This is a genomic window from Bacillus cereus group sp. RP43 (assembly GCF_040459645.1).
Taxonomy (GTDB): Bacteria; Bacillota; Bacilli; order Bacillales; family Bacillaceae_G; genus Bacillus_A; species Bacillus_A mycoides_C.
Genome location: NZ_JARVHQ010000001.1, coordinates 1,553,845 through 1,577,540 on the forward strand (window position 1 = coordinate 1,553,845; position 23,696 = coordinate 1,577,540).

The following is a 23,696-nucleotide window of genomic DNA, read 5'->3' on the forward strand; positions in this document are numbered from 1 at the left end:
GGCCTTTTATCACCTTTTTTAAGGTATAAACACCTTTTTAAAAGGTATAAATACATATTTTAGGAGGATGAAAAACATGGCAATCACTGCACAAATGGTAAAAGAACTTCGTGAAAAAACTGGCGCAGGTATGATGGACTGCAAAAAAGCTTTAACAGAAACTAATGGCGACATGGAGAAAGCAATTGACTTCTTACGTGAAAAAGGTATTGCGAAAGCTGCTAAAAAAGCAGACCGCATCGCTGCTGAAGGTTTAACTTTCATCGAAACAAACGGTAACGAAGGTTTAATCTTAGAATTAAACTCTGAAACTGATTTCGTTGCGAAAAACGAAGGTTTCCAAGCATTAATTAAAGAACTAGCTGCTCACTTATTAGCTAACAAACCTGCTAACGTTGAAGAAGCTATGGCTCAAACAATTGAAGGCGGCAAAACAGTAGAAGAGCACATCAATGAAGCAATCGCTAAAATTGGTGAAAAACTTACACTTCGTCGTTTCGAAATCGTATCAAAAACTGATGCAGATGCATTCGGCGCTTACCTACACATGGGTGGACGTATTGGTGTATTAACAGTTCTTGAAGGTTCTACTGATGAAGCAGCTGCTAAAGATGTAGCAATGCACATTGCAGCAGTTAACCCTAAATACATCGACCGCGATGCTGTAACAGCTGAAGAAGTTGAGCATGAGCGTCAAGTATTAACACAACAAGCTTTAAACGAAGGCAAGCCTGAAAAAATCGTTGCGAAAATGGTAGAAGGTCGTCTTGGCAAATTCTTCGAAGAGATTTGTTTACTTGACCAAACATTCGTTAAGAACCCTGACATGAAAGTTCGTCAATTCGTTGAGTCTAAAGGCGGAACATTAAAAGGATTCGTTCGCTACGCTGTTGGTGAAGGTATCGAAAAACGCGAAGACAACTTTGCTGAAGAAGTAATGAACCAAGTAAAAGGTAACAACTAATACAGATTAGGGAACACATTGTGTTCCCTTTTTTAAAATAAAGATGTAAGCAATTGGAGGTTCATTATGAGTAAACCGAAATATAATCGTGTCGTTTTAAAGCTGAGCGGAGAAGCTTTAGCTGGCGAGCAAGGATTTGGAATTAACCCAGCTGTTATTAAATCAGTTGCGGAACAAGTGAAAGAAATTGCAGAACTTGATGTAGAGGTTGCTGTTGTTGTTGGTGGCGGTAACATTTGGCGCGGGAAAATTGGAAGCGAGATGGGCATGGATCGTGCAGGAGCAGATTACATGGGTATGTTGGCAACAGTTATGAATTCATTAGCTCTTCAAGATAGCTTAGAGAATATTGGAATTCAAACTCGCGTACAAACTTCAATTGAGATGCGTCAAGTGGCAGAGCCTTACATTCGTCGTAAAGCAATTCGTCACTTAGAGAAAAAACGTGTTGTTATCTTTGCTGCAGGTACTGGTAACCCATACTTCTCTACAGATACAACAGCAGCATTACGTGCAGCTGAAATCGAGGCGGACGTTATTTTAATGGCGAAAAATAATGTAGATGGCGTATATAGTGCAGATCCATCTATTGACCCAACAGCTACGAAATACGAAACACTTACTTACTTAGATGTATTAAAAGCAGGTTTAGGTGTAATGGATTCTACAGCTTCTTCTTTATGTATGGATAATGATATTCCATTAATTGTATTCTCGGTTATGGAAAAAGGTAATATTAAACGTGCCGTTTTAGGCGAAAATATTGGAACAGTTGTAAGGGGGAAATAAATTATGGGACAACAAGTATTGAAGTCTTCAAATGAAAAAATGGAAAAAGCAGTTGCTGCTTATTCTCGTGAATTAGCAACAGTTCGTGCTGGTCGTGCAAGCTCGTCTGTATTGGATAAGGTACAAGTTGATTACTATGGTGCACCAACACCAGTTGTGCAATTAGCGAACATTACAGTTCCAGAAGCACGTTTGCTTGTAATTCAACCTTATGATAAAACTTCTATCGGTGATATTGAAAAAGCAATTTTAAAAGCAGATTTAGGCTTAAACCCTTCTAATGATGGAACTGTAATTCGTATTGCATTCCCTGCATTAACAGAAGAGCGTCGTCGTGATCTTGTAAAAGTTGTGAAAAAATATGCTGAGGAAGCAAAAGTTGCTGTTCGTAACGTACGTCGTGACAGTAATGATGACCTTAAGAAACTTGAAAAAGCTGGCGACATTACAGAAGATGACTTAAGAGGATATACTGAAGATATCCAAAAAGAAACAGATAAATATATTGCAAAAGTTGACGAAATCGCAAAAAACAAAGAAAAAGAAATTATGGAAGTGTAATAGCGATAATTTCGCAAATATGACCCTCTTCTTAAGGGGGTCTTTTTACACTTTTAGGCATACGTCTGCTTGTTGGAGGGTATGAATGATGTTTAAAAAGTTTCCTTTTTTTAAAAGTAAAAAGGTCACATCGTTTGATCATCTCATTGAAAAAGTGAAAAAAGGATATATCCCAGAACACATTGCTATTATTATGGATGGTAATGGAAGATGGGCAAAGAGAAGAGCGATGCCTCGCATTGCTGGCCATCATGAAGGTATGCAAGTTGTGAAAAAAATCACAAAATTTGCAAGTAACCTTGATGTGAAAGTATTAACTCTTTATGCTTTTTCGACTGAGAACTGGAAAAGACCGAAAAAAGAAGTTGATTATTTAATGAAGCTTCCAGAAGAATTTTTAGGTACATTTTTACCAGAGTTGATTGAAGAAAACGTACAAGTCCGAGTAATAGGGCAAAAAGATCGTCTTCCTACGCATACGCGCAGAGCGATGGAAAAAGCCATGGAAGATACGAAAGAGAATACGGGATTAATTCTTAATTTCGCGTTAAACTATGGAAGTCGAGATGAAATCGTTTCTGCTGTGCAACATATGATGAAAGATAGTGAGGAAGGAAAAATTCGTTCGGAAGAAATAAGTGAAGAAATGATTTCTTCTTACTTAATGACGAGTTCTTTACCTGATCCAGAGTTGTTAATCCGTACAAGCGGAGAGCTACGTATTAGTAATTTCATGTTATGGCAAATTGCTTATTCGGAATTTTGGTTTACAGATGTGTATTGGCCAGATTTTACCGAGGAACATTTGCTAAATGCGATTACGGACTTTCAACATAGAGGGCGCAGATTCGGAGGCGTGTAGAAAGAGAGGGTTTGGTAGTGAAACAGAGAATTATTACTGGAGTGATTGCTGCCGCGCTATTCATTCCCATCGTAATTTACGGTGGCGTGCCTTTTACAGTTTTAGTGTATGCACTTGCTTCTATAGGTTTATATGAATTAATTCGTATGAACAAGCTTACGCTTATTTCGGTACCAACAGTTTTAGCTGCAGTATTATTGTGGATTATTTTAATTCCGAGTAGTGCATCAGAACTGTTTACATGGATTGGTTTAGGTAAATTAGAAATCACATTTGTGATTGTTTTATTACTTTTATCATATACAGTCCTTTCTAAGAATACATTTACTTTTGACAATGCTTCATTTTTACTTATGGCAACGACATATGTTGGAATGGGATTCTTATATTTAAATGAAACGAGAATATTAGGAATCAAATATGTGTTCTGTGCACTATTTGTCATATGGGCAACTGATTCAGGTGCATATTTCATAGGAAAAGCATTTGGAAAAAGAAAATTGTGGCCAGAAATTAGTCCGAATAAAACGATTGAAGGTTCATTAGGCGGTATTGTTTGTGGAATTGTTGTTGCACTTGTTTACAATATGTTCTTCCCAGTTGAAGCGAATGTAGGAGTTTTAATCGTTCTGACGATTATCATTTCTATTTTTGGACAAATTGGTGATTTAGTGCAATCTGCATTTAAACGCCATTATGGTGTAAAGGATTCAGGTACAATTTTACCTGGACATGGTGGTATTTTAGATCGAACAGATAGTTGGTTATTTGTGTTACCAATTCTATACTTCTTATTACAATACAATTAATAAATGAACGAGGGGGTGGAGTCATGAAAAACATTAGTTTATTAGGTGCAAGCGGATCAATCGGTACACAAACATTAGATGTGTTACGCTCGCACCCAGACCAATTCCGTCTCGTTGCTTTTTCTGTAGGGAAAAATGTTGATTACGCAGTAAAGGTAATTCAAGAATTTTCTCCGCAAATTGTCTCTGTGCAAAGAGAGGAAGATGTTTTAAAATTACAAGCTGTTTCTGGTAATACAAAAGTTGTATATGGTAGCGAAGGCTTATTAGAAGTAGCGCTACATCCTGATACAGAAATTGTAGTGAATGCTGTTGTAGGTAGCGTAGGGTTATTACCGACACTCCGCGCAATTGAGGCGAAAAAAACAATTGGAATTGCAAACAAAGAAACATTAGTAACTGCAGGGCATCTTGTAATGGAAGCAGCACGAAAACATAATGTATCGTTACTTCCAGTAGACAGTGAACATTCAGCTATTTTTCAATGCTTGAATGGTGAAAATGAAAAAAGAATCTCTCGCTTAATTATAACTGCTTCAGGCGGAAGTTTTCGTGATAAAACGAGAGATGAATTGCATCAAGTGACCGTAGAAGATGCACTTCGTCATCCAAACTGGTCAATGGGTTCGAAAATTACAATTGATTCTGCTACAATGATGAATAAGGGGCTAGAAGTAATTGAGGCACACTGGCTTTTTGGTATCCCTTATGAGCAAATCGATGTTGTTCTACATAAAGAAAGTATTATTCATTCTATGGTTGAATTTGAAGATCGTAGTGTAATGGCGCAGCTTGGCTCACCTGATATGCGAGTACCGATTCAATACGCGCTTACATATCCTGATAGATTACCTCTTTCAGACACAAAACAGTTAAATTTATGGGAAATGGGAACATTGCATTTTGAGAAAATGAATCAAGACCGTTTCCGTTGTCTACGTTTTGCGTATGAAGCTGGAAAGACAGGTGGAAGTATGCCGGCTGTAATGAACGCGGCAAATGAAGTAGCTGTTGAAGCTTTTTTACAAAAGAGAATTGGTTTCTTAACAGTGGAAGACCTCATTGAAAAAGCAATGCACCATCACACTGTCATTGCACGTCCGAGCTTAGAGGAAATTCAGGAAATTGACGCAGCCACAAGACGGTTTGTGATGGAACAAATTTAGCAAAGGTGGTTATGGAATTGAATACAGCGATTGCCTTTATATTAATTTTCGGTGCACTCGTATTTTTCCATGAGCTAGGGCATCTATATTTCGCAAAAAGAGCAGGTATTTTGTGCCGCGAGTTTGCGATTGGTTTTGGTCCGAAAATATTCTCATTTGAAAAGAATGAAACGGTGTATACGATTCGATTACTGCCCCTGGGTGGCTATGTAAGAATGGCTGGCGAGGATGCGGACACAGTTGAGTTAAAACCTGGAAAAAAGGTTGGGCTTGTATTAAATGAAAAAGACGAAGTTGTGAAATTAGTTTTTGACGGACATGAAAAATATCCAAATGTTCGTGTCATTGAAGTCGAACAAGCTGATTTAGAGCATAATCTTACAATTTCGGGTTATGAAGAGTACGAGGAAGAGCTGCAAACATTCCGAGTGAATGAAAAAGCTCGTATCATTTCTGCGGGAGAAGAAATTCAAATCGCTCCGTACAATAGACAATTTGGCTCTAAAAAATTGGGCCAACGTGCTCTAACAATTTTTGCAGGTCCTGCAATGAACTTTATTCTAGCATTTGTTATTTTTGTGATTCTTGGATTTGTACAAGGAGTTCCTGTTGACAAACCGATGGTCGGAAAAGTAATGGAGAATAGTGCTGCAGAACAAGCTGGATTAAAAGAAAACGATACAATTCAAGCAATCAATGGGAAGAACACTAGTACATGGAAAGATGTTGTAACGATTGTACGGGAAAACCCAAATAAAGAAATTACGTTACATGTAAAGCGTGATAGTGAGCAATTTAATGTGAAAGTAACACCAACGCTTGATAAAGAAGGAAAAGACGAAGTTGGTAGAATTGGTGTTTATTCTCCTGTAGAGAAAACAGTGATGGGTTCTATTAAATCAGGATTTGAACAAACATACGAATGGACGAAACTAATTTTTGATTCTCTTGTGAAATTAGTGACGGGTCAATTTTCTATTAATGAGTTGTCAGGTCCAGTAGGAATTTATAATCTAACAGATCAAGTTGTAGACTATGGATTTACGCGTGTACTAAGTTTAGCGGCAGTTTTAAGTATTAACCTTGGTTTATTTAATCTATTACCAGTCCCAGCTTTAGACGGTGGACGTTTGTTCTTCTTCTTAATTGAAGCGTTACGAGGAAAGCCAATTGATCGTCAAAAAGAAGGAATGGTTCACTTTATTGGGTTTGCATTATTAATGTTGCTTATGTTAGTTGTAACATGGAATGACATCCGTAAGTTTTTCTTGTAAAATAAGAAGAAGTTTATAATGAAATAGAGCTCGTAGAATAAAATCCCTCACCTAACTCGAGGTGAGGGATTTTATTGCGTATAAGAGTAAAATGAAGAGGTGCGAATAAATGAAACAAAGTATGGTATTCAGTCCTACATTACGTGAAGTTCCAGCAGATGCTGAAATTAAGAGTCATCAATTATTACTTCGCGCAGGGTTTATGCGTCAAAATGCTTCTGGTATTTATAGTTTTCTACCATTTGGTTTAAAAGTGTTACACAAAGTAGAACGTATTGTTCGTGAAGAAATGGAGCGCGCAGGGGCAGTAGAACTATTAATGCCAGCTATGCAAGCTTCTGAATTATGGCAAGAATCAGGCCGTTGGTATTCTTACGGATCAGAATTAATGCGTATGAAAGATCGTAATGCTCGCGAGTTTGCGCTAGGGGCAACTCATGAGGAAGTAATTACAGATCTTGTACGTGATGAAATTAAATCGTACAAAAAACTACCATTAACATTATATCAAATTCAAACAAAATTCCGTGATGAGCAAAGACCACGTTTCGGTTTATTACGCGGAAGAGAATTTTTAATGAAAGATGCGTATTCTTTCCATGCAACACAAGAAAGTTTGGATGAAGTATATAGCCGTTTATACGAAGCGTATTCTAATATCTTTGCTCGTTGTGGTTTGAATTTCCGTGCAGTTATCGCTGATTCTGGAGCAATGGGCGGAAAAGATACACATGAATTTATGGTGTTATCTGATGTAGGTGAAGATACAATTGCGTATTCTGATACATCTGATTATGCAGCAAATATTGAAATGGCTCCTGTTGTTGCTACGTATACGAAAAGTGATGAAGCTGAAAAGGCACTTGAAAAAGTAGCAACTCCAGATCAAAAAGCTATTGAAGAAGTATCTGCATTTTTAAATATTGCAGCGGAAAAATGCATTAAATCCATGGTATTTAAAGTAGATGAGAAATTAGTAGTAGTACTTGTTCGTGGCGATCATGAAGTCAATGATGTAAAAGTGAAGAATGTATACGGAGCTTCAGTCGTTGAGCTTGCTTCCCATGAAGAAATAAAAGAGTTATTAAACTGTGAGGTTGGTTCTTTAGGACCGATTGGTGTTACAGGGGATATCGAAATTATCGCTGACCATGCTGTAGCATCAATTGTCAACGGATGTTCAGGAGCGAACGAAGAAGGATTCCATTATGTAAATGTAAATCCAGAACGTGACTTTAAAGTAAGTCAATATACAGATTTACGCTTCATCCAAGAAGGAGACCAATCTCCAGATGGAAATGGAACAATTCTTTTCGCACGTGGAATTGAAGTTGGTCATGTATTCAAATTAGGAACTCGTTATAGTGAAGCAATGAACGCAACGTTCCTAGATGAAAACGGAAAAACAAAACCACTTATTATGGGTTGTTACGGTATCGGTGTATCTCGTACAGTGGCAGCAATTGCAGAGCAGTTTAATGATGAGAATGGTTTAGTTTGGCCAAAAGCTGTAGCACCGTTCCATGTGCATGTAATTCCAGTAAATATGAAATCTGATGCACAACGTGAAATGGGTGAAAATATCTACAACTCATTACAAGAGCAGGGATACGAAGTATTACTAGATGATCGTGCAGAACGTGCAGGTGTTAAATTTGCAGATGCAGATTTATTCGGCCTTCCAGTTCGTGTTACAGTTGGTAAAAAAGCAGATGAAGGTATTGTAGAAGTGAAAGTACGTGCTACAGGCGAGTCTGAAGAAGTGAAAGTAGAAGAACTTCAAACATATATTGCTAATATTTTAAAATAAGAAGAGGTACCTCGTAATGAGGTACCTTCTCTTTCTTTGTAAACGTATTTTGTAAAAGAAGAAGGAAGAAATCTTTCTTTGTAGTACGTTTCAATTTATAATAGCAAATGGAAGGAGAGTGCTTATGTCATTAACAAATGAACAACAAGAGCGATTTCAAATTTTGCTCCAACAGTTGCAAATACCAGAAGACCTTATAAATCAATATTTACATGGCGGTGGTATTGAAAAGCTAGTTATTGATAAAGCGAATAAAAGTTGGCATTTTGACTTACAAGTGCCACGTATTTTGCCGACAGAATTATATGAGTTGCTAGAAACAAAGCTTAAGCAATCATTTTCTCATATTGCAAGAACAACATTTGCATTACGGGCAGAGAATAAACAATTTACAGAAGAAGAAGTGAAGGCATATTGGCCGCTTTGTACAGAACGAATTACATTTTCACCTATGTTCGCGTACTTAAAGAAGCAACTTCCGCAGGTCAATGGCGTGAAGTTGCTAGTAAATGTGAATAATGAGCTGGAATCTACTACTTTAAAGAAAAACGTTGCGAAACCAGTAGGTGATCAATACGAAGCTTTTGGATTCCCGCGTTTTCAGTTAGACACACATATAAAGCAAAATGCAGAAGAAATGCAAAAGTTTCGTGAGCAAACACAGGAAGAAGATCGTCAACGAGTTATACAGGCTATGGAAGAGATGGCTAAAAAGCAAGCTGAAGAAAGTGATGTTGTTCATGAAGGACCAGTTGTGCTTGGTTATCTTATTAAGCCAGATGAAGAGATTACGCCGCTGCGTGAAATTCAAGATGAAGAAAGAAGAAAAACCGTTCAAGGGTATGTTTTCCATGTAGAGACGAAAGAACTTCGTAGTGGACGTACGTTATTAACTTTAAAGATAACGGACTATACGAACTCTATTATGATTAAGATGTTCTCACGTGATAAAGAAGACATCCCGATGTTACAATCCTTGAAAAAAGGAACGTGGGTAAAAGCGCGTGGTTCAGTTCAAAATGATACATTCGTGCGTGATTTAGTTATGATCGCAAATGATATAAATGAAATAACGGGACCTTCTCGTAAAGATAAAGCAAAAGAAGGGGAAAAAAGAGTAGAACTTCATCTTCATACTCCAATGAGTCAAATGGATGCTGTTACTTCTGTTTCTAAGCTCGTTGCCCAAGCAGGAAAATGGGGGCATGAGGCTATTGCAGTTACAGACCATGCTGTTGCACAGTCATTCCCAGAAGCATATTCTGCTGGTAAAAAGGCTGGAGTTAAAGTTCTATATGGTGTAGAAGCAAATTTAGTTAATGATGGTGTGCCAATAGCGTATAACGAAGCACATCGTCTACTTGCAGAAGAAACATATGTTGTCTTTGACGTTGAGACAACAGGGCTATCTGCTGTATATGATACAGTCATTGAGTTAGCTGCTGTAAAGATAAAAGGTGGCGAAATTATTGATCGCTTTGAATCTTTCGCAAATCCTCATCAACCATTATCGGCAACGATTATTGAATTAACAGGTATTACAGATGATATGTTAACTGATGCACCAGAAGTGGACGAAGTGTTTAAAAAGTTTGAGGAATGGATGGGTGACCATACGCTTGTTGCTCATAACGCAAGCTTCGATATGGGCTTTATTAACGTAGGTTTTAAAAAGGCTGGGATAGAAAAAACGAAAAATCCAGTTATTGATACGTTAGAACTTGCACGGTTCTTATTCCCAGAAATGAAAAATCATCGATTAAATACGATGTGTAAAAAGCTTGATATTGAATTAACGCAACATCACCGTGCGATTTATGATACAGAAGCAACGGGATATTTACTTGTGAAGATGTTAAAAGATGTGATTGAAAAGGGATTTGAATATCACGATCAACTAAACGATAGTATGGGACAAGGGGATGCATATAAACGTGGGCGTCCAAGTCATATGACATTACTTGCCACATCAGATGTTGGGTTGAAAAATTTATATAAACTTGTTTCATATTCTCACTTGAATTACTTTTATCGTGTACCACGTGTACCACGATCACTATTAAAAAAATATCGCGAAGGCATTTTAGTAGGAACAGCTTGTGACAAAGGTGAAGTGTTTGAAGCTATGATGCAAAAAGCACCTGAAGAAGTAGAAGAAATTGCACAGTTTTACGATTACATTGAGGTTATGCCTCCAGAAGTGTTACGTCATTTAGTAGAACGTGAACTCGTTCGAGATGAAGGACAGTTAAAAACAATAATTTCTAACTTAGTAAAACTAGGTGAGACATTAGATAAGCCAGTTGTTGCTACAGGGAATGTGCATTATTTAGATCCAGAGGACGCGATATATCGGAAAATTTTAGTCAGTTCGCAGGGCGGAGCTAATCCGTTAAATCGCCATTCATTACCGCCTGTACATTTCCGTACAACAAATGAAATGCTAGATTGTTTTTCATTTTTAGGTGAAGACAAAGCAAAAGAGATTGTTGTGACAAATACACACAAGATCGCATCATTAATTGGTGATGTTCATCCAGTAAAAGATGATTTATACACACCGAAAATTGAAGGTGCTGATGATGAAACACGTGATATGAGCTATATAATGGCAAGAAGTATCTATGGAGATGAACTACCGGAAATTGTAGAAGCTCGTTTGGAAAAAGAATTGAAAAGTATTATTGGACATGGATTCGCCGTTATTTATTTAATTTCACATAAGCTTGTGAAAAAATCGTTAGTAGACGGTTATCTAGTAGGTTCGCGTGGATCGGTAGGTTCATCATTTGTTGCAACGATGATGGAAATTACAGAAGTAAACCCATTACCACCGCACTATGTATGTCCAAAGTGTAAACAATCAGAGTTCTTTAATGACGGTTCTGTAGGTTCTGGTTTTGATTTACCAGATAAAGAATGCCCAACATGTAATGTTCCATATGTGAAAGATGGACATGACATTCCTTTCGAAACGTTCCTTGGATTTAAAGGGGATAAGGTACCCGATATCGATTTGAATTTCTCTGGAGAATACCAACCACGCGCCCATAACTATACGAAAGTACTGTTCGGTGAAGATTATGTATACCGCGCAGGAACAATTGGTACGGTTGCGGAAAAAACCGCTTATGGGTATGTGAAAGGTTATGCTAATGATCATAACTTAACAATTCGAAATGCAGAGATTGATCGCTTAGTTGCGGGATGTACAGGTGTAAAGCGTACAACCGGACAGCATCCAGGTGGTATTATCGTTGTACCAGATTACATGGATATTTTTGACTTTTCACCAATTCAGTTTCCTGCTGATTCAATAGGTGCTGAGTGGAGAACAACGCACTTTGACTTCCACTCAATTCATGATAATTTATTGAAACTGGATATATTAGGACACGATGATCCGACTGTTATTCGTATGCTTCAAGATTTAAGTGGTATTGACCCGAAAACAATCCCAACGGATGATCCAGAAGTAATGAAGATTTTCTCTGGTCCAGAATCTTTAGGGGTAACGGAAGAACAAATTAACTGTAAAACAGGTACACTTGGTATACCAGAGTTTGGTACGAAATTCGTAAGACAAATGTTAGAAGAAACGAAACCAACGACGTTTTCAGAGCTTGTCCAAATTTCTGGACTGTCCCATGGTACAGATGTATGGTTAGGTAATGCGAATGAATTAATTTATAACGGTACGTGTACACTGAGTGAAGTTATCGGTTGTCGTGATGACATCATGGTATATTTAATTTATCAGGGCTTGGATCCATCATTAGCCTTCAAAATCATGGAGTCGGTGCGTAAAGGTAAAGGTGTACCAGAAGAATGGGAAGAGGAAATGAGAAATAACAATGTACCAGGTTGGTATATTGATTCATGTAAGAAGATTAAGTACATGTTCCCTAAAGCCCATGCGGCTGCTTACGTACTTATGGCTGTACGTATCGCATACTTTAAAGTACATTTCGCACTTTTATTCTATGCGGCATATTTTACAGTTCGTGCAGATGACTTTGATGTAGAGGCGATGGCGAAAGGTTCAGCATCCATACGTGTAAAAATTGATGAAATTGCACAAAAAGGATTGGATGCAGCACCGAAAGAGAAGAGTTTATTAACGGTACTAGAAATGACACTTGAAATGTGTGAGCGTGGTTATTCATTCCAAAAGGTTGATTTATACCGCTCGCATGCAACCGAATTTATAATTGATGGGGATACTTTAATTCCTCCATTTAATGCAGTGCCTGGTCTTGGTACCAACGCAGCTTTCAGTATTGTTGAAGCTCGTAAAAGCGGTGATTTCTTATCAAAAGAAGACTTACAGCAGCGCAGTAAGGTTTCTAAAACGATTATTGAGTATTTAGATGGTCAAGGTTGTCTAGGCGATTTACCGGATCAAAACCAATTGTCACTGTTCTAATAGGTAGGAAAAGTCTTTGCAAATCAATATTTGCTATGGTATACTATAAACCGAGATAACCATGTCATGTATATTTTGTGAAAAAGAGAGTGGGGAAACCCACTCTTTCGTGTTACTATCTACATTTTGTTTATGCAGATAGTAAAGATATTTCTGTCGTATATACATATTTTGTTACAAGTTTTACTTCTTAAATTTGGTAATACTAAGACAGATATTCCCTGCTTAACGGCAGGGGCTTTTGTTAGCTAACGAGAAAGAATAAGATAGACCGTCTTTATGAACGGAATCTTTTCTTGTAAATGGTACATGGCGGCAGGAAGGAGGCTGTTTATGGATAAGAAAGTCACAGAAGTTGTAGAAGCATTTGCGCAGCCAATCGTTGAAGAGTTAAATCTTGAACTTGTAGATGTAGAGTATGTGCAAGAAGGACAAGACTGGTTCTTACGCGTATTCATCGATTCTGAAAAGGGAGTCGACATTGAAGAATGCGGTGCGGTAAGTGAACGTTTAAGCGAAGCTTTAGATAAAGAGGATCCAATTCCTCATCTTTACTTTTTGGATGTATCATCTCCTGGAGCGGAACGCCCATTAAAGAAAGAGAAAGACTTCCAGCAAGCGGTAGGAAAACAAGTGGCAATTAAAACATATGAGCCGATTGATGGTGAAAAGATGTTTGAAGGAAAGCTACTTTCCTACGATGGTACTACAATTACACTACTATTAACAATTAAAACACGTAAAAAAGAAATCCAAATTCCAATGGATAAAGTTGCAAATGCGCGACTTGCTGTTACGTTTTAGTAAGAAGGGGGATCTTCATGAGCACTGAGTTGTTAGATGCTTTGCTCGTATTAGAGTCAGAAAAAGGTATTAGTAAAGATATTATTATTGATGCGATTGAAGCAGCATTAATCTCTGCTTATAAACGCAATTTTAACCAAGCACAAAACGTTCGTGTGAGCTTTAATCCCGAAGTGGGAACAATTCAAGTTTTAGCACGTAAGGACGTTGTGGATAATGTGTTTGATCCACGTCTTGAAATCTCTGTAGAAGAGGCAAGACAAATTAATCCAAACTACCAAGATGGCGACGTACTAGAAATTGAAGTAACGCCAAAAGATTTTGGTCGTATTGCAGCGCAAACTGCAAAACAAGTTGTAACACAACGAGTTCGTGAGGCGGAACGTGGTGTTATTTATTCAGAATTTAGTGATCGTGAAGAAGACATTATGGTTGGTATTGTACAGCGCCAAGATGCTCGTTTCATCTATGTAAGCTTAGGTAAAGTAGAAGCTTTACTACCTGTAAGTGAGCAAATGCCAAATGAGCAATATAAACCACATGATCGTATTCGCGTATTTATTACAAAAGTAGAAAAGACAACAAAAGGACCACAAATTTACGTATCACGTACACATCCTGGTCTTTTAAAACGTTTATTCGAAATGGAAGTTCCAGAAATTTATGATGGAACTGTAGAAATTCGCTCTGTAGCACGTGAAGCAGGCGACCGTTCTAAAATTTCTGTATATGCAGAGAATATCGATGTTGATCCAGTAGGTTCTTGTGTAGGACCGAAAGGACAACGTGTACAACGCGTTGTAGATGAACTAAAAGGTGAAAAGATTGACATCGTTCGCTGGTCGAATGACCCAGTTGAATATGTTGCAAATGCTTTAAGTCCATCACAGGTTGTTAAAGTACTTGTAGATGAAGAAGAGAAAGCAACAACTGTTGTTGTTCCAGACCACCAGCTTTCGTTAGCGATTGGTAAGCGTGGACAAAATGCGCGTCTTGCAGCTAAATTAACAGGCTGGAAAATTGATATTAAAAGTGAGTCTGATGCGAAACAACTTGGTATTGTGACAGAAGAAGATAGCGTAATCGCATTCGGATTCGATTCAGTTGAAGACGAAATCGAATAGAGGTGATGAGTATGAGCAATCGAAAAGTTCCGTTACGAAAATGTATTGCGACGCAAGAGATGAAATCAAAACGAGAGCTCGTTCGCATTGTTCGTTCCAAAGAGGGCGAAGTGTCTATTGATTTATCAGGAAAAAAATCAGGACGAGGTGCATATTTATCAAAAGATAAAGAAAGCATTATTCAAGCCCAAAAGAAAAACATTTTGGAACATCATCTAAAAGCGAAAATCGACAGTTCTCTGTACGAAGAGCTTCTTGAGCTTGTTGAGAAGGAGTCGAAATAAGTGTCTGATTGGAAATCGTTTTTAGGACTAGCAAACCGCGCTCGAAAAATTATTTCGGGTGAAGAACTCGTTTTAAAAGAAGTACGAAGTGGCAAAGCAAAGCTAGTATTGCTTTCTGAAGATGCGTCAGCGAACACTACAAAACGTATCATTGATAAAACCACGTACTATAACATACCAATGAGAAAAGTCGAAAATCGACAACAATTAGGGCATGCGATTGGGAGAGACGAGCGAGTCGTTGTAGCTGTGTTAGATGAAGGCTTTGCGAAAAAGCTACGTAGCATGCTCGATACAAATTACCGGGGGTGAAGGTATGAGTAAAATTCGAGTACATGAATATGCAAAAAAAAATAATATCTCAAGTAAAGATCTTATGACAAAACTAAAAGAGATGAATATCGAGGTTTCGAATCATATGACAATGTTAGAAGATGAAGTAGTAAACAAATTAGATAATCAATATAACACTGGGGCAGAAAAACCTTCTGTTGCAGATGAGTTTGAAGTAGAAGAGAAAGTTGTTCGCAGTAAAAAGAACAGCAATAAGAAGAAGAAAAAAGGCAAAGGAAATGAAGACAAACGTCAAGATAACTTTGCTGGAAGACAACAAACACAAATAGTAGAAACACCAGATAAAATCACTTTCTCTGGAAGCCTTACAGTAGGTGACCTTGCTAAAAAGTTAAGCAAAGAGCCATCTGAAATTATTAAAAAGCTCTTCATGCTAGGAATTATGGCGACAATTAACCAAGACTTAGATAAAGATACAATTGAGTTAATTGCTACTGATTACGGTATTGAAGTAGAAGAAGAAGTAGTTGTAAGTGAAACTGAATTTGAAACATTCATCGATGAGCAAGATGATGAAGAAAACTTAAAAGAACGTCCAGCTGTTGTTACAATTATGGGACACGTTGACCATGGTAAAACAACATTGCTTGACTCTATCCGTAATTCAAAAGTAACTGCTGGCGAAGCTGGTGGAATTACTCAGCATATTGGTGCATACCAAGTTGATGTAAATGATAAGAAAATTACGTTCTTAGATACACCAGGTCACGCGGCATTTACAACAATGCGTGCTCGTGGTGCACAAGTAACAGATATTACAATTCTTGTTGTTGCAGCTGATGACGGTGTTATGCCACAAACAGTTGAAGCGATTAGCCATGCGAAAGCAGCTGGAGTACCAATTATTGTTGCTGTGAATAAAATGGATAAACCAGCGGCAAATCCTGATCGTGTAATGCAAGAATTAACAGAATATGAATTAGTTCCAGAAGCTTGGGGTGGAGACACGATTTTCGTACCAATTTCTGCAATTCAAGGCGAGGGAATTGACAACTTACTAGAAATGATTCTTCTTGTGAGTGAAGTAGAAGAATATAAAGCAAATCCAAATCGCTATGCAGCTGGTACTGTAATTGAAGCACAGCTTGATAAAGGTAAAGGAACTATCGCGACATTACTTGTTCAAAACGGTACACTTCGAGTTGGAGATCCAATTGTTGTTGGAACATCATTCGGTCGTGTTCGTGCAATGGTAAGTGATATTGGTCGTCGTGTAAAAGTTGCTGGTCCATCAACTCCTGTTGAAATTACAGGTTTAAATGAAGTGCCACAAGCGGGAGATCGTTTCATGGCATTCGCTGATGAGAAGAAAGCTCGTCAAATCGGTGAATCACGTGCACAAGAAGCGTTAGTTGCACAACGTGGTGAGAAATCTAAATTCAGCCTGGAAGATTTATTCCAACAAATCCAAGAGGGCGATGTAAAAGAAATTAACTTAATTGTGAAAGCAGACGTACAAGGTTCTGTAGAAGCAATGGCAGCATCACTTCGTAAAATTGATGTTGAAGGCGTAAAAGTGAAAATTATCCATACAGGCGTAGGTGCGATTACAGAATCTGATGTTATTTTAGCTTCTGCATCTAATGCAATTATAATTGGATTTAACGTACGCCCTGATGTGAATGCTAAGCGTACAGCTGAATTAGAGAAAGTTGATGTTCGTTTACACCGTATTATCTATAAAGTAATCGAAGAAATTGAATCAGCAATGCAAGGTATGCTGGATCCAGAATTCGAAGAAAAAGTAATCGGTCAAGCGGAAGTTCGTCAAACGTTCAAAGTAACAAAAGTTGGAACAATCGCAGGTTGTTACGTAATAGACGGTAAAATTACACGTGATAGTGGCGTTCGTATTATCCGTGATGGCGTAGTAATTTTCGAAGGACAACTTGATACGTTAAAACGTTTCAAAGACGACGTAAAAGAAGTTGCACAAAACTATGAGTGTGGTATTACAATTGAGAGATATAATGATCTTAAAGAAGGGGACATCATTGAAGCATACGTTATGGAAGAAGTGAAGCGATGATTATCGCTTCACTCTCATTCGAGTGTATGATTTACGATGTGCATTCTTTAAAAGAGAAACGAGCAATTTTGCAACGTGTGTTAACTCGTGTGAAACAGCGCTATAATGTTGCTGTTTCTGAAGTTGGGCATCAAGATGTATGGCAACGTACAGAAATTGCAATTGTTTCCGTATCCTCAAATCGTGTTGTCTGTGAAAAAGAAATGAATCGTGTACTTGAGTATATCGATTCATTTCCTGAAATTGAACGTACGATAACACATTTGGAATGGTATTGAATGAGGTGAAGAGTTATGAAATTACGTGCGAACCGTGTGGGCGAGCAAATGAAAAAAGAATTAGGCGACATTATCAGTCGTAAAATTAAAGACCCACGTATTGGATTTGTTACAGTAACAGATGTACAAGTGAGTGGAGATTTACAAATTGCTAAAGTATACATTTCTGTTTTAGGTGACGAAGAACAGAAAGAAAATACATTAAAAGGTTTAGCGAAGGCAAAAGGCTTTATTCGTTCAGAAATTGGCCAACGTATTCGTCTTCGTAAAACACCAGAAATTACCTTTGAGTTCGATGAGTCTATCGGATATGGTCATCGAATTGATACACTTTTACATGAAATTAATAAAGACGGTAAACGTGAAGAATAATGGATAGACATTTGTCTATCCATTTTTTCAATGTAAAATAAGTTTTGCATAATTGCAATTACTACAAAAGAATAATGATGAGGTGAGTATATGGAAGGTGTAGTATTATTACATAAGCCAAAGGGAATGACATCACATGATTGTGTGTTCAAATTAAGAAAGATATTGCGTGAGAAACGAATTGGTCATACAGGGACACTGGATCCAGATGTAACAGGAGTATTACCTATTTGCGTTGGGCGTGCAACAAAAATTGCGCAATTTTTAACAAGTGAAACAAAAACATACGAAGGTGAAGTGACATTAGGATTTTCAACAACAACAGAAGATGCTTCTGGTGAAGTTGTGGAGAAACAAGATGTAAATCGTGTCATTACACGTAAAGAAGTAGAAGAGGCACTAGCGGAACTAACAGGGACAATTGAACAAATGCCACCGATGTTCTCAGCTGTAAAAGTTAACGGAAAAAAACTATACGAATATGCAAGGGCAGGACAAGAAGTTGAACGTCCAGTTCGTACAATTACAATTCATGAATTTGTATTACTTGATGAACGTGAAGTTTTTGAAGGGGAAAACATTTCATTTCGTTTCCGTGTAACGTGTAGTAAAGGAACATATGTAAGAACACTAGCAGTAATGATTGGTGAAAAACTTGGATTTCCATCACATATGTCTCACCTTGTAAGAACAGCATCTGGTGAATTTTTACTAGAAGATTGCATATCATTTGAAGAAATTGAAGAAAACGTGCAAAATGGAACAGTAGAGTCTATTTTCATCTCAATTGATGAGGCGCTAAGTAAGTTTCCAAAAATGGTTGTAGATGAAAAGCAAGCTGAAAAAATAAAGAACGGTATGTTCTTAAAGAATGAATTAGAAACAACAGCACCATTTATTACAGTATTTGATAAAAATGATCGTTGCTTAGCGATTTATGAGCATCACCCAAAACACCCTGGCATGCTAAAGCCAATGAAAGTGCTTGTGAATAATCAAGAACTAAAGCTATAATGAATTATTGGAAGGATTATTACAGAAAAAGGTGAATTCAAGCGTGAAACTTATTCATTTAACTCATCCACATGAACAAAATAAAATAGAATTACCACCTACTGTAATGGCATTAGGATATTTTGATGGCATTCATTTAGGACATCAACGTGTGATTCGAACAGCGAAAAAAATAGCGGATGAAAGAGGATGTAAAAGTGCTGTCATGACGTTCCATCCACACCCGTCTGTTGTATTAGGGAAAAAAGAAGCGCATGTGGAGTATATTACACCGATGCGCCTTAAAGAAGAAATCATCGCAAGTTTAGGAATTGATATCTTATATGTAGTGAAATTCGATGAGCCATTTGCTGGATTATTGCCACAACAGTTTGTCGATGAGTACATTATTGGTTTAAATGTAAAGCATGTAGTAGCAGGCTTTGATTATTCATATGGACGTTTAGGAAAAGGGAAGATGGAGACTTTACCATTTCATGCAAGAGGGGAGTTTACACAGACCGTGATCGAAAAAGTTGAATATCAAGAAGAAAAAGTAAGTTCCACTTCATTACGAAAGTTAATTCGAAACGGTGAAATGGAACAAATTCCATCTATTTTAGGGAGAGCTTACACCGTAGAAGGCACAGTTGTACACGGTGATAAGCGTGGACGTCAAATTGGTTTTCCAACTGCAAATGTAGGTTTAAATGATGAATATCTGTTGCCACCTGTAGGTGTATATGCGGTAAGGTTGAAAGTTCATGATGAATGGCATGATAGTGTATGTAATATCGGATATAAACCAACCTTCAAAGAGAATGAGCGTCAATTATCTATTGAAGTGCATCTATTTGAATTTAATAAAGACATATACGATCAAAGTGTTACAGTGGAGTGGCACATGCGTATAAGAGAAGAAAAAAAGTTTAATGGAATTGATGAGTTAGTTGCGCAAATCGCTCAAGATAAAAAGGTTGCCCAAGAATATTTTGCGAGCGTAAAGAATATACTTGCTTTTTCAAATGAAAAGTAGTATTCTATGTTATGTACTTTATGACAACCATTACTTGGCATTGCGACTCACCGATGCTTGCTAGGTAACTGGGGGTTTAATTATTAGGAGGTGAAATAGGATGGCTTTAACACAAGAGCGTAAAAATGAAATCATTGCACAATTTAGAACTCATGAGACTGATACTGGTTCTCCAGAGGTTCAAATTGCTGTCCTAACGGAGCAAATTAACACTCTAAACGAGCACTTACGTACTCACAAGAAGGATCATCATTCACGTCGTGGTCTATTAAAGATGGTTGGTAAACGTCGTAATTTACTTACTTACCTTCGTAATAGCGATATCACACGTTACCGTGAATTAATCACAAAGCTTGGCTTACGTCGATAGTCAAAGAAGCGGGAATATTCCCGCTTTTTTGTTAGGTAAAAATATATCTTCTACTCTTTATAGCTTACTTAATTTTCGGCAATACTAGAGGAAAGAATATTGTGATATACTATCCATTTACATAGAAGAATTGAATATTTTAAATTGAGAGGGGTACTTAAATGAGTCAGGAAAAGCAAGTCTTCTCGATAGATTTAGCTGGTCGTCAGCTAACAATTGAAACAAGTCAGCTTGCAAAACAAGCAAACGGAGCAGTATTAGTAAGATATGGCGACACAGCAGTTCTATCTACAGCAACTGCATCAAAAGAGCCAAAAAATGTAGATTTCTTCCCGCTTACAGTAAACTATGAAGAGCGTTTATATGCAGTCGGAAAAATCCCAGGTGGTTTTATTAAGCGCGAAGGCCGTCCAAGTGAAAAAGCAATTTTAGCAAGTCGTTTAATTGACCGTCCAATCCGTCCACTTTTCGCAGATGGTTTCCGTAATGAAGTACAAGTTGTCAGCATCGTAATGAGTGTTGATCAAGACTGTTCTTCTGAGATGGCAGCTATGTTTGGTTCTTCATTAGCATTATCTATTTCAGATATTCCATTTGAAGGTCCAATCGCAGGTGCGACAGTTGGTCGTATTAATGGCGAGTTCGTTATTAATCCAACAGTAGAACAGCAAGAACAAAGTGATATGCACCTTGTTGTAGCTGGTACGAAAGATGCAATTAACATGGTTGAAGCAGGAGCGGATCAAGTACCTGAAGAAACAATGTTAGAAGCAATTATGTTTGGACACGATGAAATTAAACGTCTAATTGCATTCCAAGAAGAGATTGTACAAGCTGTCGGTAAAGAGAAAACAGCAGTGAAACTTTATGAAGTGGATGCTGATTTGAACCAAGCTGTACGTGAAATGGCTGAGACAGATATGCATTCTGCAATCCAAGTGCACGAAAAACATGCACGTGAAGATGCAATTAGCGTAGTGAAAAAGCGTGTAATTGAGCATTACGAAGCAGCGGAAGCTGATGCTGATACATTAGGACAAGTAAACGAAATTTTATATAAAATTGTAAAAGAAGAAGTACGTCGTCTTATTACAGTTGAAAAAATCCGCCCAGATGGTCGTAAAGGTGACGAAATTCGTCCTTTAGCATCAGAGGTTGGTATTTTATCTCGTACACATGGTTCTGGTCTATTCACACGTGGACAAACGCAAGCATTAAGTATTTGTACATTAGGTGCATTAGGCGATGTGCAAATTTTAGATGGTCTAGGTGTAGAAGAGTCAAAACGCTTTATGCACCATTATAATTTCCCTTCATTTAGTGTTGGTGAAACAAGACCAATGCGTGGACCAGGTCGTCGTGAAATTGGTCACGGTGCACTAGGAGAACGTGCTCTTGAACCTGTAATTCCGTCTGAAAAGGATTTCCCATATACAGTGCGTCTTGTATCTGAAGTATTAGAATCAAATGGTTCTACTTCACAAGCGAGTATTTGCGGTAGTACATTAGCGATGATGGATGCGGGTGTACCACTTAAAGCACCAGTTGCTGGTATTGCAATGGGTCTAGTAAAATCTGGTGAGCATTACACAATTTTAACAGATATTCAAGGAATGGAAGACCATTTAGGTGATATGGACTTTAAAGTAGCAGGTACTGCAAAAGGTGTAACTGCACTACAAATGGACATTAAAATCGATGGTTTATCTCGTGAGATTTTAGAAGAAGCATTACAACAAGCGAAAGTTGGTCGTATGCACATTCTAGATCACATGTTATCTGTTATCGCTGAACCTCGCATTGAGTTATCTGCGTATGCTCCGAAGATTATTACAATGACAATTAACCCAGATAAAATTCGTGATGTTATTGGACCAAGTGGTAAACAAATTAATAAAATCATTGAAGAAACTGGCGTTAAAATTGATATCGAGCAAGATGGTACAGTATTCATTTCATCAATTAACCAAGAGATGAATGACAAAGCGAAGAAAATTATCGAAGATATCGTTCGCGAAGTACAAGTAGGCGAAATCTACTTAGGCAAAGTTAAACGTGTTGAAAAATTCGGTGCGTTCGTTGAATTATTTAGCGGTAAAGATGGACTTGTTCACATCTCTGAACTTGCACTTGAGCGTGTAGGTAAAGTAGAAGACGTTGTGAAAATCGGTGATGAGATTTCAGTTAAAGTTATCGAAATCGATAAGCAAGGTCGTGTAAACTTATCTAGAAAAGTATTGCTAAAAGAAGAGCAAGAAAAAGAAGCTGCTAAAGAAGAAGCGGTTAAAGAAGAAAACGCACAAGAGCAACAATAAGTGAAAGCCAGTTTAGCTGGCTTTTTTTGTTATGTAAAAAATGTGATTCATTTAGATTTTTATGTGAGTATAGGTATAGTTTTCATCATAACGCTCAAATTAACAAAGATAAGAAGAAAATGGTTTCTTTTTTATAGTTAATGGGAGGGTTTATATGAAAGCTCGTATATTAGCGTACATATTTATATTTTCTTTATATGTGGGTTTTGGCTCTTATTCCGTTTTTGCGCAGGATAACTTGCATGAAGAGATTCAAAAGCATGCAAAACAGTACGAGATTATGCCGCAAAATGCGATGATTGATAAGATTTGGAAGGCGACGCCTGGGTATAATGGAAAACAAGTGGATATAGAAGCGTCCTATAATAATATGAAGAAAATCAAGAAGTTTGATCAAGAACAACTTGAATTTAAGGAAGTATCACCGAGTGTTCACTTAGAAGATTTACCACCAGCTCCCATTTATCGAGGACATCCAAATAAAAAAATGGTGGGATTAACAATTAATGTGGCCTGGGGTAATGAGTATTTGCCACGTATATTAGAGATATTGAAAAAACATGATGTGAAGGCGACTTTCTTTTTAGAAGGACGCTGGGTGAAAGAAAACTTACGATTTGCCAAAATGATTGTCGATGCAAATCAAGAAGTAGGAAATCATTCTTACACACACCCTAATATGAAAACGCTGTCTACAGATGAAATACGAGATCAATTACAAAAAACAAATCGAATGATAGAAGCGGCTACAAATCAGAAAGTGAGATGGTTTGCTCCGCCAAGCGGAAGCTTTCGGGATGAGGTAGTAAAAATAGCGGATGATTTCCAAATGGGGACGATTATGTGGACTGTAGATACAATTGATTGGAAGCGGCCAGAACCGGGTGTGCTATTGCAGAGAGTAATGCGAAAAATACATCCAGGTGCTATTGTGCTAATGCATCCTACTTCACCTACAACAGAAGCGCTAGATACTATGATTAAAAAATTAAAGGAACAAGGATATAAAGTGGGGAATATTACAGAATTATTAGATGAAAAACGTGTGGATTAAATACATTTGCATGACATTCATC

At 37.5% G+C, this 23,696-nt stretch carries 21 protein-coding genes; all 21 read left to right on the forward strand.

What is annotated here, in order from left to right:
• Nucleotides 1-76 precede the first annotated feature (76 nt).
• Nucleotides 77-964: a translation elongation factor Ts gene (tsf, locus tag QCI75_RS08235; protein ID WP_002088177.1), complete on the forward strand. Its 888-nt coding sequence runs from the start codon at nt 77-79 to the stop codon at nt 962-964.
• Nucleotides 965-1,030: 66 nt separating this feature from the next.
• Nucleotides 1,031-1,753: a UMP kinase gene (pyrH, locus tag QCI75_RS08240; protein ID WP_002111372.1), complete on the forward strand. Its 723-nt coding sequence runs from the start codon at nt 1,031-1,033 to the stop codon at nt 1,751-1,753.
• Between the two features lie 3 nt (nt 1,754-1,756).
• On the forward strand, nt 1,757-2,314 hold the full coding sequence (frr, locus tag QCI75_RS08245; protein ID WP_000531506.1) for a ribosome recycling factor: 558 nt from the start codon (nt 1,757-1,759) through the stop codon (nt 2,312-2,314).
• An 85-nt stretch (nt 2,315-2,399) separates the two neighbouring features.
• The gene (gene uppS / locus QCI75_RS08250) at nt 2,400-3,176 is read left to right on the forward strand and encodes an undecaprenyl pyrophosphate synthase (RefSeq protein WP_353760215.1); all 777 of its coding nucleotides are present in this window, start codon (nt 2,400-2,402) and stop codon (nt 3,174-3,176) included.
• A gap of 17 nt (nt 3,177-3,193) precedes the next feature.
• Nucleotides 3,194-3,985, forward strand: a complete 792-nt coding sequence (gene cdsA / locus QCI75_RS08255) for a phosphatidate cytidylyltransferase (protein WP_002088171.1) — start codon at nt 3,194-3,196, stop codon at nt 3,983-3,985.
• 23 nt (nt 3,986-4,008) lie between these two features.
• Nucleotides 4,009-5,151 (forward strand): 1-deoxy-D-xylulose-5-phosphate reductoisomerase, encoded by a 1,143-nt coding sequence (dxr, locus tag QCI75_RS08260; protein WP_098777331.1) that lies wholly within the window; start codon nt 4,009-4,011, stop codon nt 5,149-5,151.
• Nucleotides 5,152-5,168: 17 nt separating this feature from the next.
• Nucleotides 5,169-6,425 carry an RIP metalloprotease RseP gene (gene rseP / locus QCI75_RS08265; protein ID WP_144505428.1) on the forward strand — a complete coding sequence of 419 codons (1,257 nt, stop codon included), beginning with the start codon at nt 5,169-5,171 and terminating at the stop codon, nt 6,423-6,425.
• 109 nt (nt 6,426-6,534) lie between these two features.
• A complete protein-coding gene (locus tag QCI75_RS08270) occupies nt 6,535-8,235 on the forward strand; it encodes a proline--tRNA ligase (RefSeq protein WP_098777329.1) in 1,701 nt (566 codons plus the stop codon).
• Nucleotides 8,236-8,359: 124 nt separating this feature from the next.
• Nucleotides 8,360-12,661 (forward strand): PolC-type DNA polymerase III, encoded by a 4,302-nt coding sequence (locus QCI75_RS08275; RefSeq protein WP_353760216.1) that lies wholly within the window; start codon nt 8,360-8,362, stop codon nt 12,659-12,661.
• 333 nt (nt 12,662-12,994) lie between these two features.
• On the forward strand, nt 12,995-13,465 hold the full coding sequence (rimP, locus tag QCI75_RS08280) for a ribosome maturation factor RimP (RefSeq protein WP_000359098.1): 471 nt from the start codon (nt 12,995-12,997) through the stop codon (nt 13,463-13,465).
• A 17-nt stretch (nt 13,466-13,482) separates the two neighbouring features.
• On the forward strand, nt 13,483-14,589 hold the full coding sequence (gene nusA / locus QCI75_RS08285) for a transcription termination factor NusA (protein WP_002173086.1): 1,107 nt from the start codon (nt 13,483-13,485) through the stop codon (nt 14,587-14,589).
• An 11-nt stretch (nt 14,590-14,600) separates the two neighbouring features.
• A complete protein-coding gene (gene rnpM / locus QCI75_RS08290; protein WP_002088161.1) occupies nt 14,601-14,873 on the forward strand; it encodes an RNase P modulator RnpM in 273 nt (90 codons plus the stop codon).
• The gene (locus QCI75_RS08295) at nt 14,874-15,185 is read left to right on the forward strand and encodes a YlxQ family RNA-binding protein (RefSeq protein ID WP_001286519.1); all 312 of its coding nucleotides are present in this window, start codon (nt 14,874-14,876) and stop codon (nt 15,183-15,185) included. It begins immediately after the preceding gene.
• 4 nt (nt 15,186-15,189) lie between these two features.
• Nucleotides 15,190-17,256 carry a translation initiation factor IF-2 gene (gene infB, locus QCI75_RS08300; RefSeq protein WP_144505431.1) on the forward strand — a complete coding sequence of 689 codons (2,067 nt, stop codon included), beginning with the start codon at nt 15,190-15,192 and terminating at the stop codon, nt 17,254-17,256.
• Entirely contained in the window at nt 17,253-17,534 is a 282-nt protein-coding gene (locus QCI75_RS08305; RefSeq protein WP_002088157.1) for a DUF503 domain-containing protein, read from the forward strand. The genes infB and QCI75_RS08305 overlap by 4 nt, the downstream gene beginning before the upstream one ends.
• A gap of 15 nt (nt 17,535-17,549) precedes the next feature.
• The gene (rbfA, locus tag QCI75_RS08310; protein ID WP_000776437.1) at nt 17,550-17,906 is read left to right on the forward strand and encodes a 30S ribosome-binding factor RbfA; all 357 of its coding nucleotides are present in this window, start codon (nt 17,550-17,552) and stop codon (nt 17,904-17,906) included.
• Nucleotides 17,907-17,996: 90 nt separating this feature from the next.
• Nucleotides 17,997-18,920: a tRNA pseudouridine(55) synthase TruB gene (gene truB, locus QCI75_RS08315; RefSeq protein WP_144505432.1), complete on the forward strand. Its 924-nt coding sequence runs from the start codon at nt 17,997-17,999 to the stop codon at nt 18,918-18,920.
• Between the two features lie 43 nt (nt 18,921-18,963).
• Complete coding sequence (ribF, locus tag QCI75_RS08320; RefSeq protein ID WP_353760217.1) at nt 18,964-19,935, forward strand: bifunctional riboflavin kinase/FAD synthetase; 972 nt, start codon at nt 18,964-18,966, stop codon at nt 19,933-19,935.
• Between the two features lie 100 nt (nt 19,936-20,035).
• Nucleotides 20,036-20,305 (forward strand): 30S ribosomal protein S15, encoded by a 270-nt coding sequence (rpsO, locus tag QCI75_RS08325; protein WP_001229392.1) that lies wholly within the window; start codon nt 20,036-20,038, stop codon nt 20,303-20,305.
• Between the two features lie 161 nt (nt 20,306-20,466).
• Entirely contained in the window at nt 20,467-22,620 is a 2,154-nt protein-coding gene (gene pnp / locus QCI75_RS08330) for a polyribonucleotide nucleotidyltransferase (protein ID WP_098777324.1), read from the forward strand.
• 154 nt (nt 22,621-22,774) lie between these two features.
• Nucleotides 22,775-23,674 (forward strand): polysaccharide deacetylase family protein, encoded by a 900-nt coding sequence (locus tag QCI75_RS08335; protein WP_144505433.1) that lies wholly within the window; start codon nt 22,775-22,777, stop codon nt 23,672-23,674.
• Nucleotides 23,675-23,696: the final 22 nt, after the last annotated feature.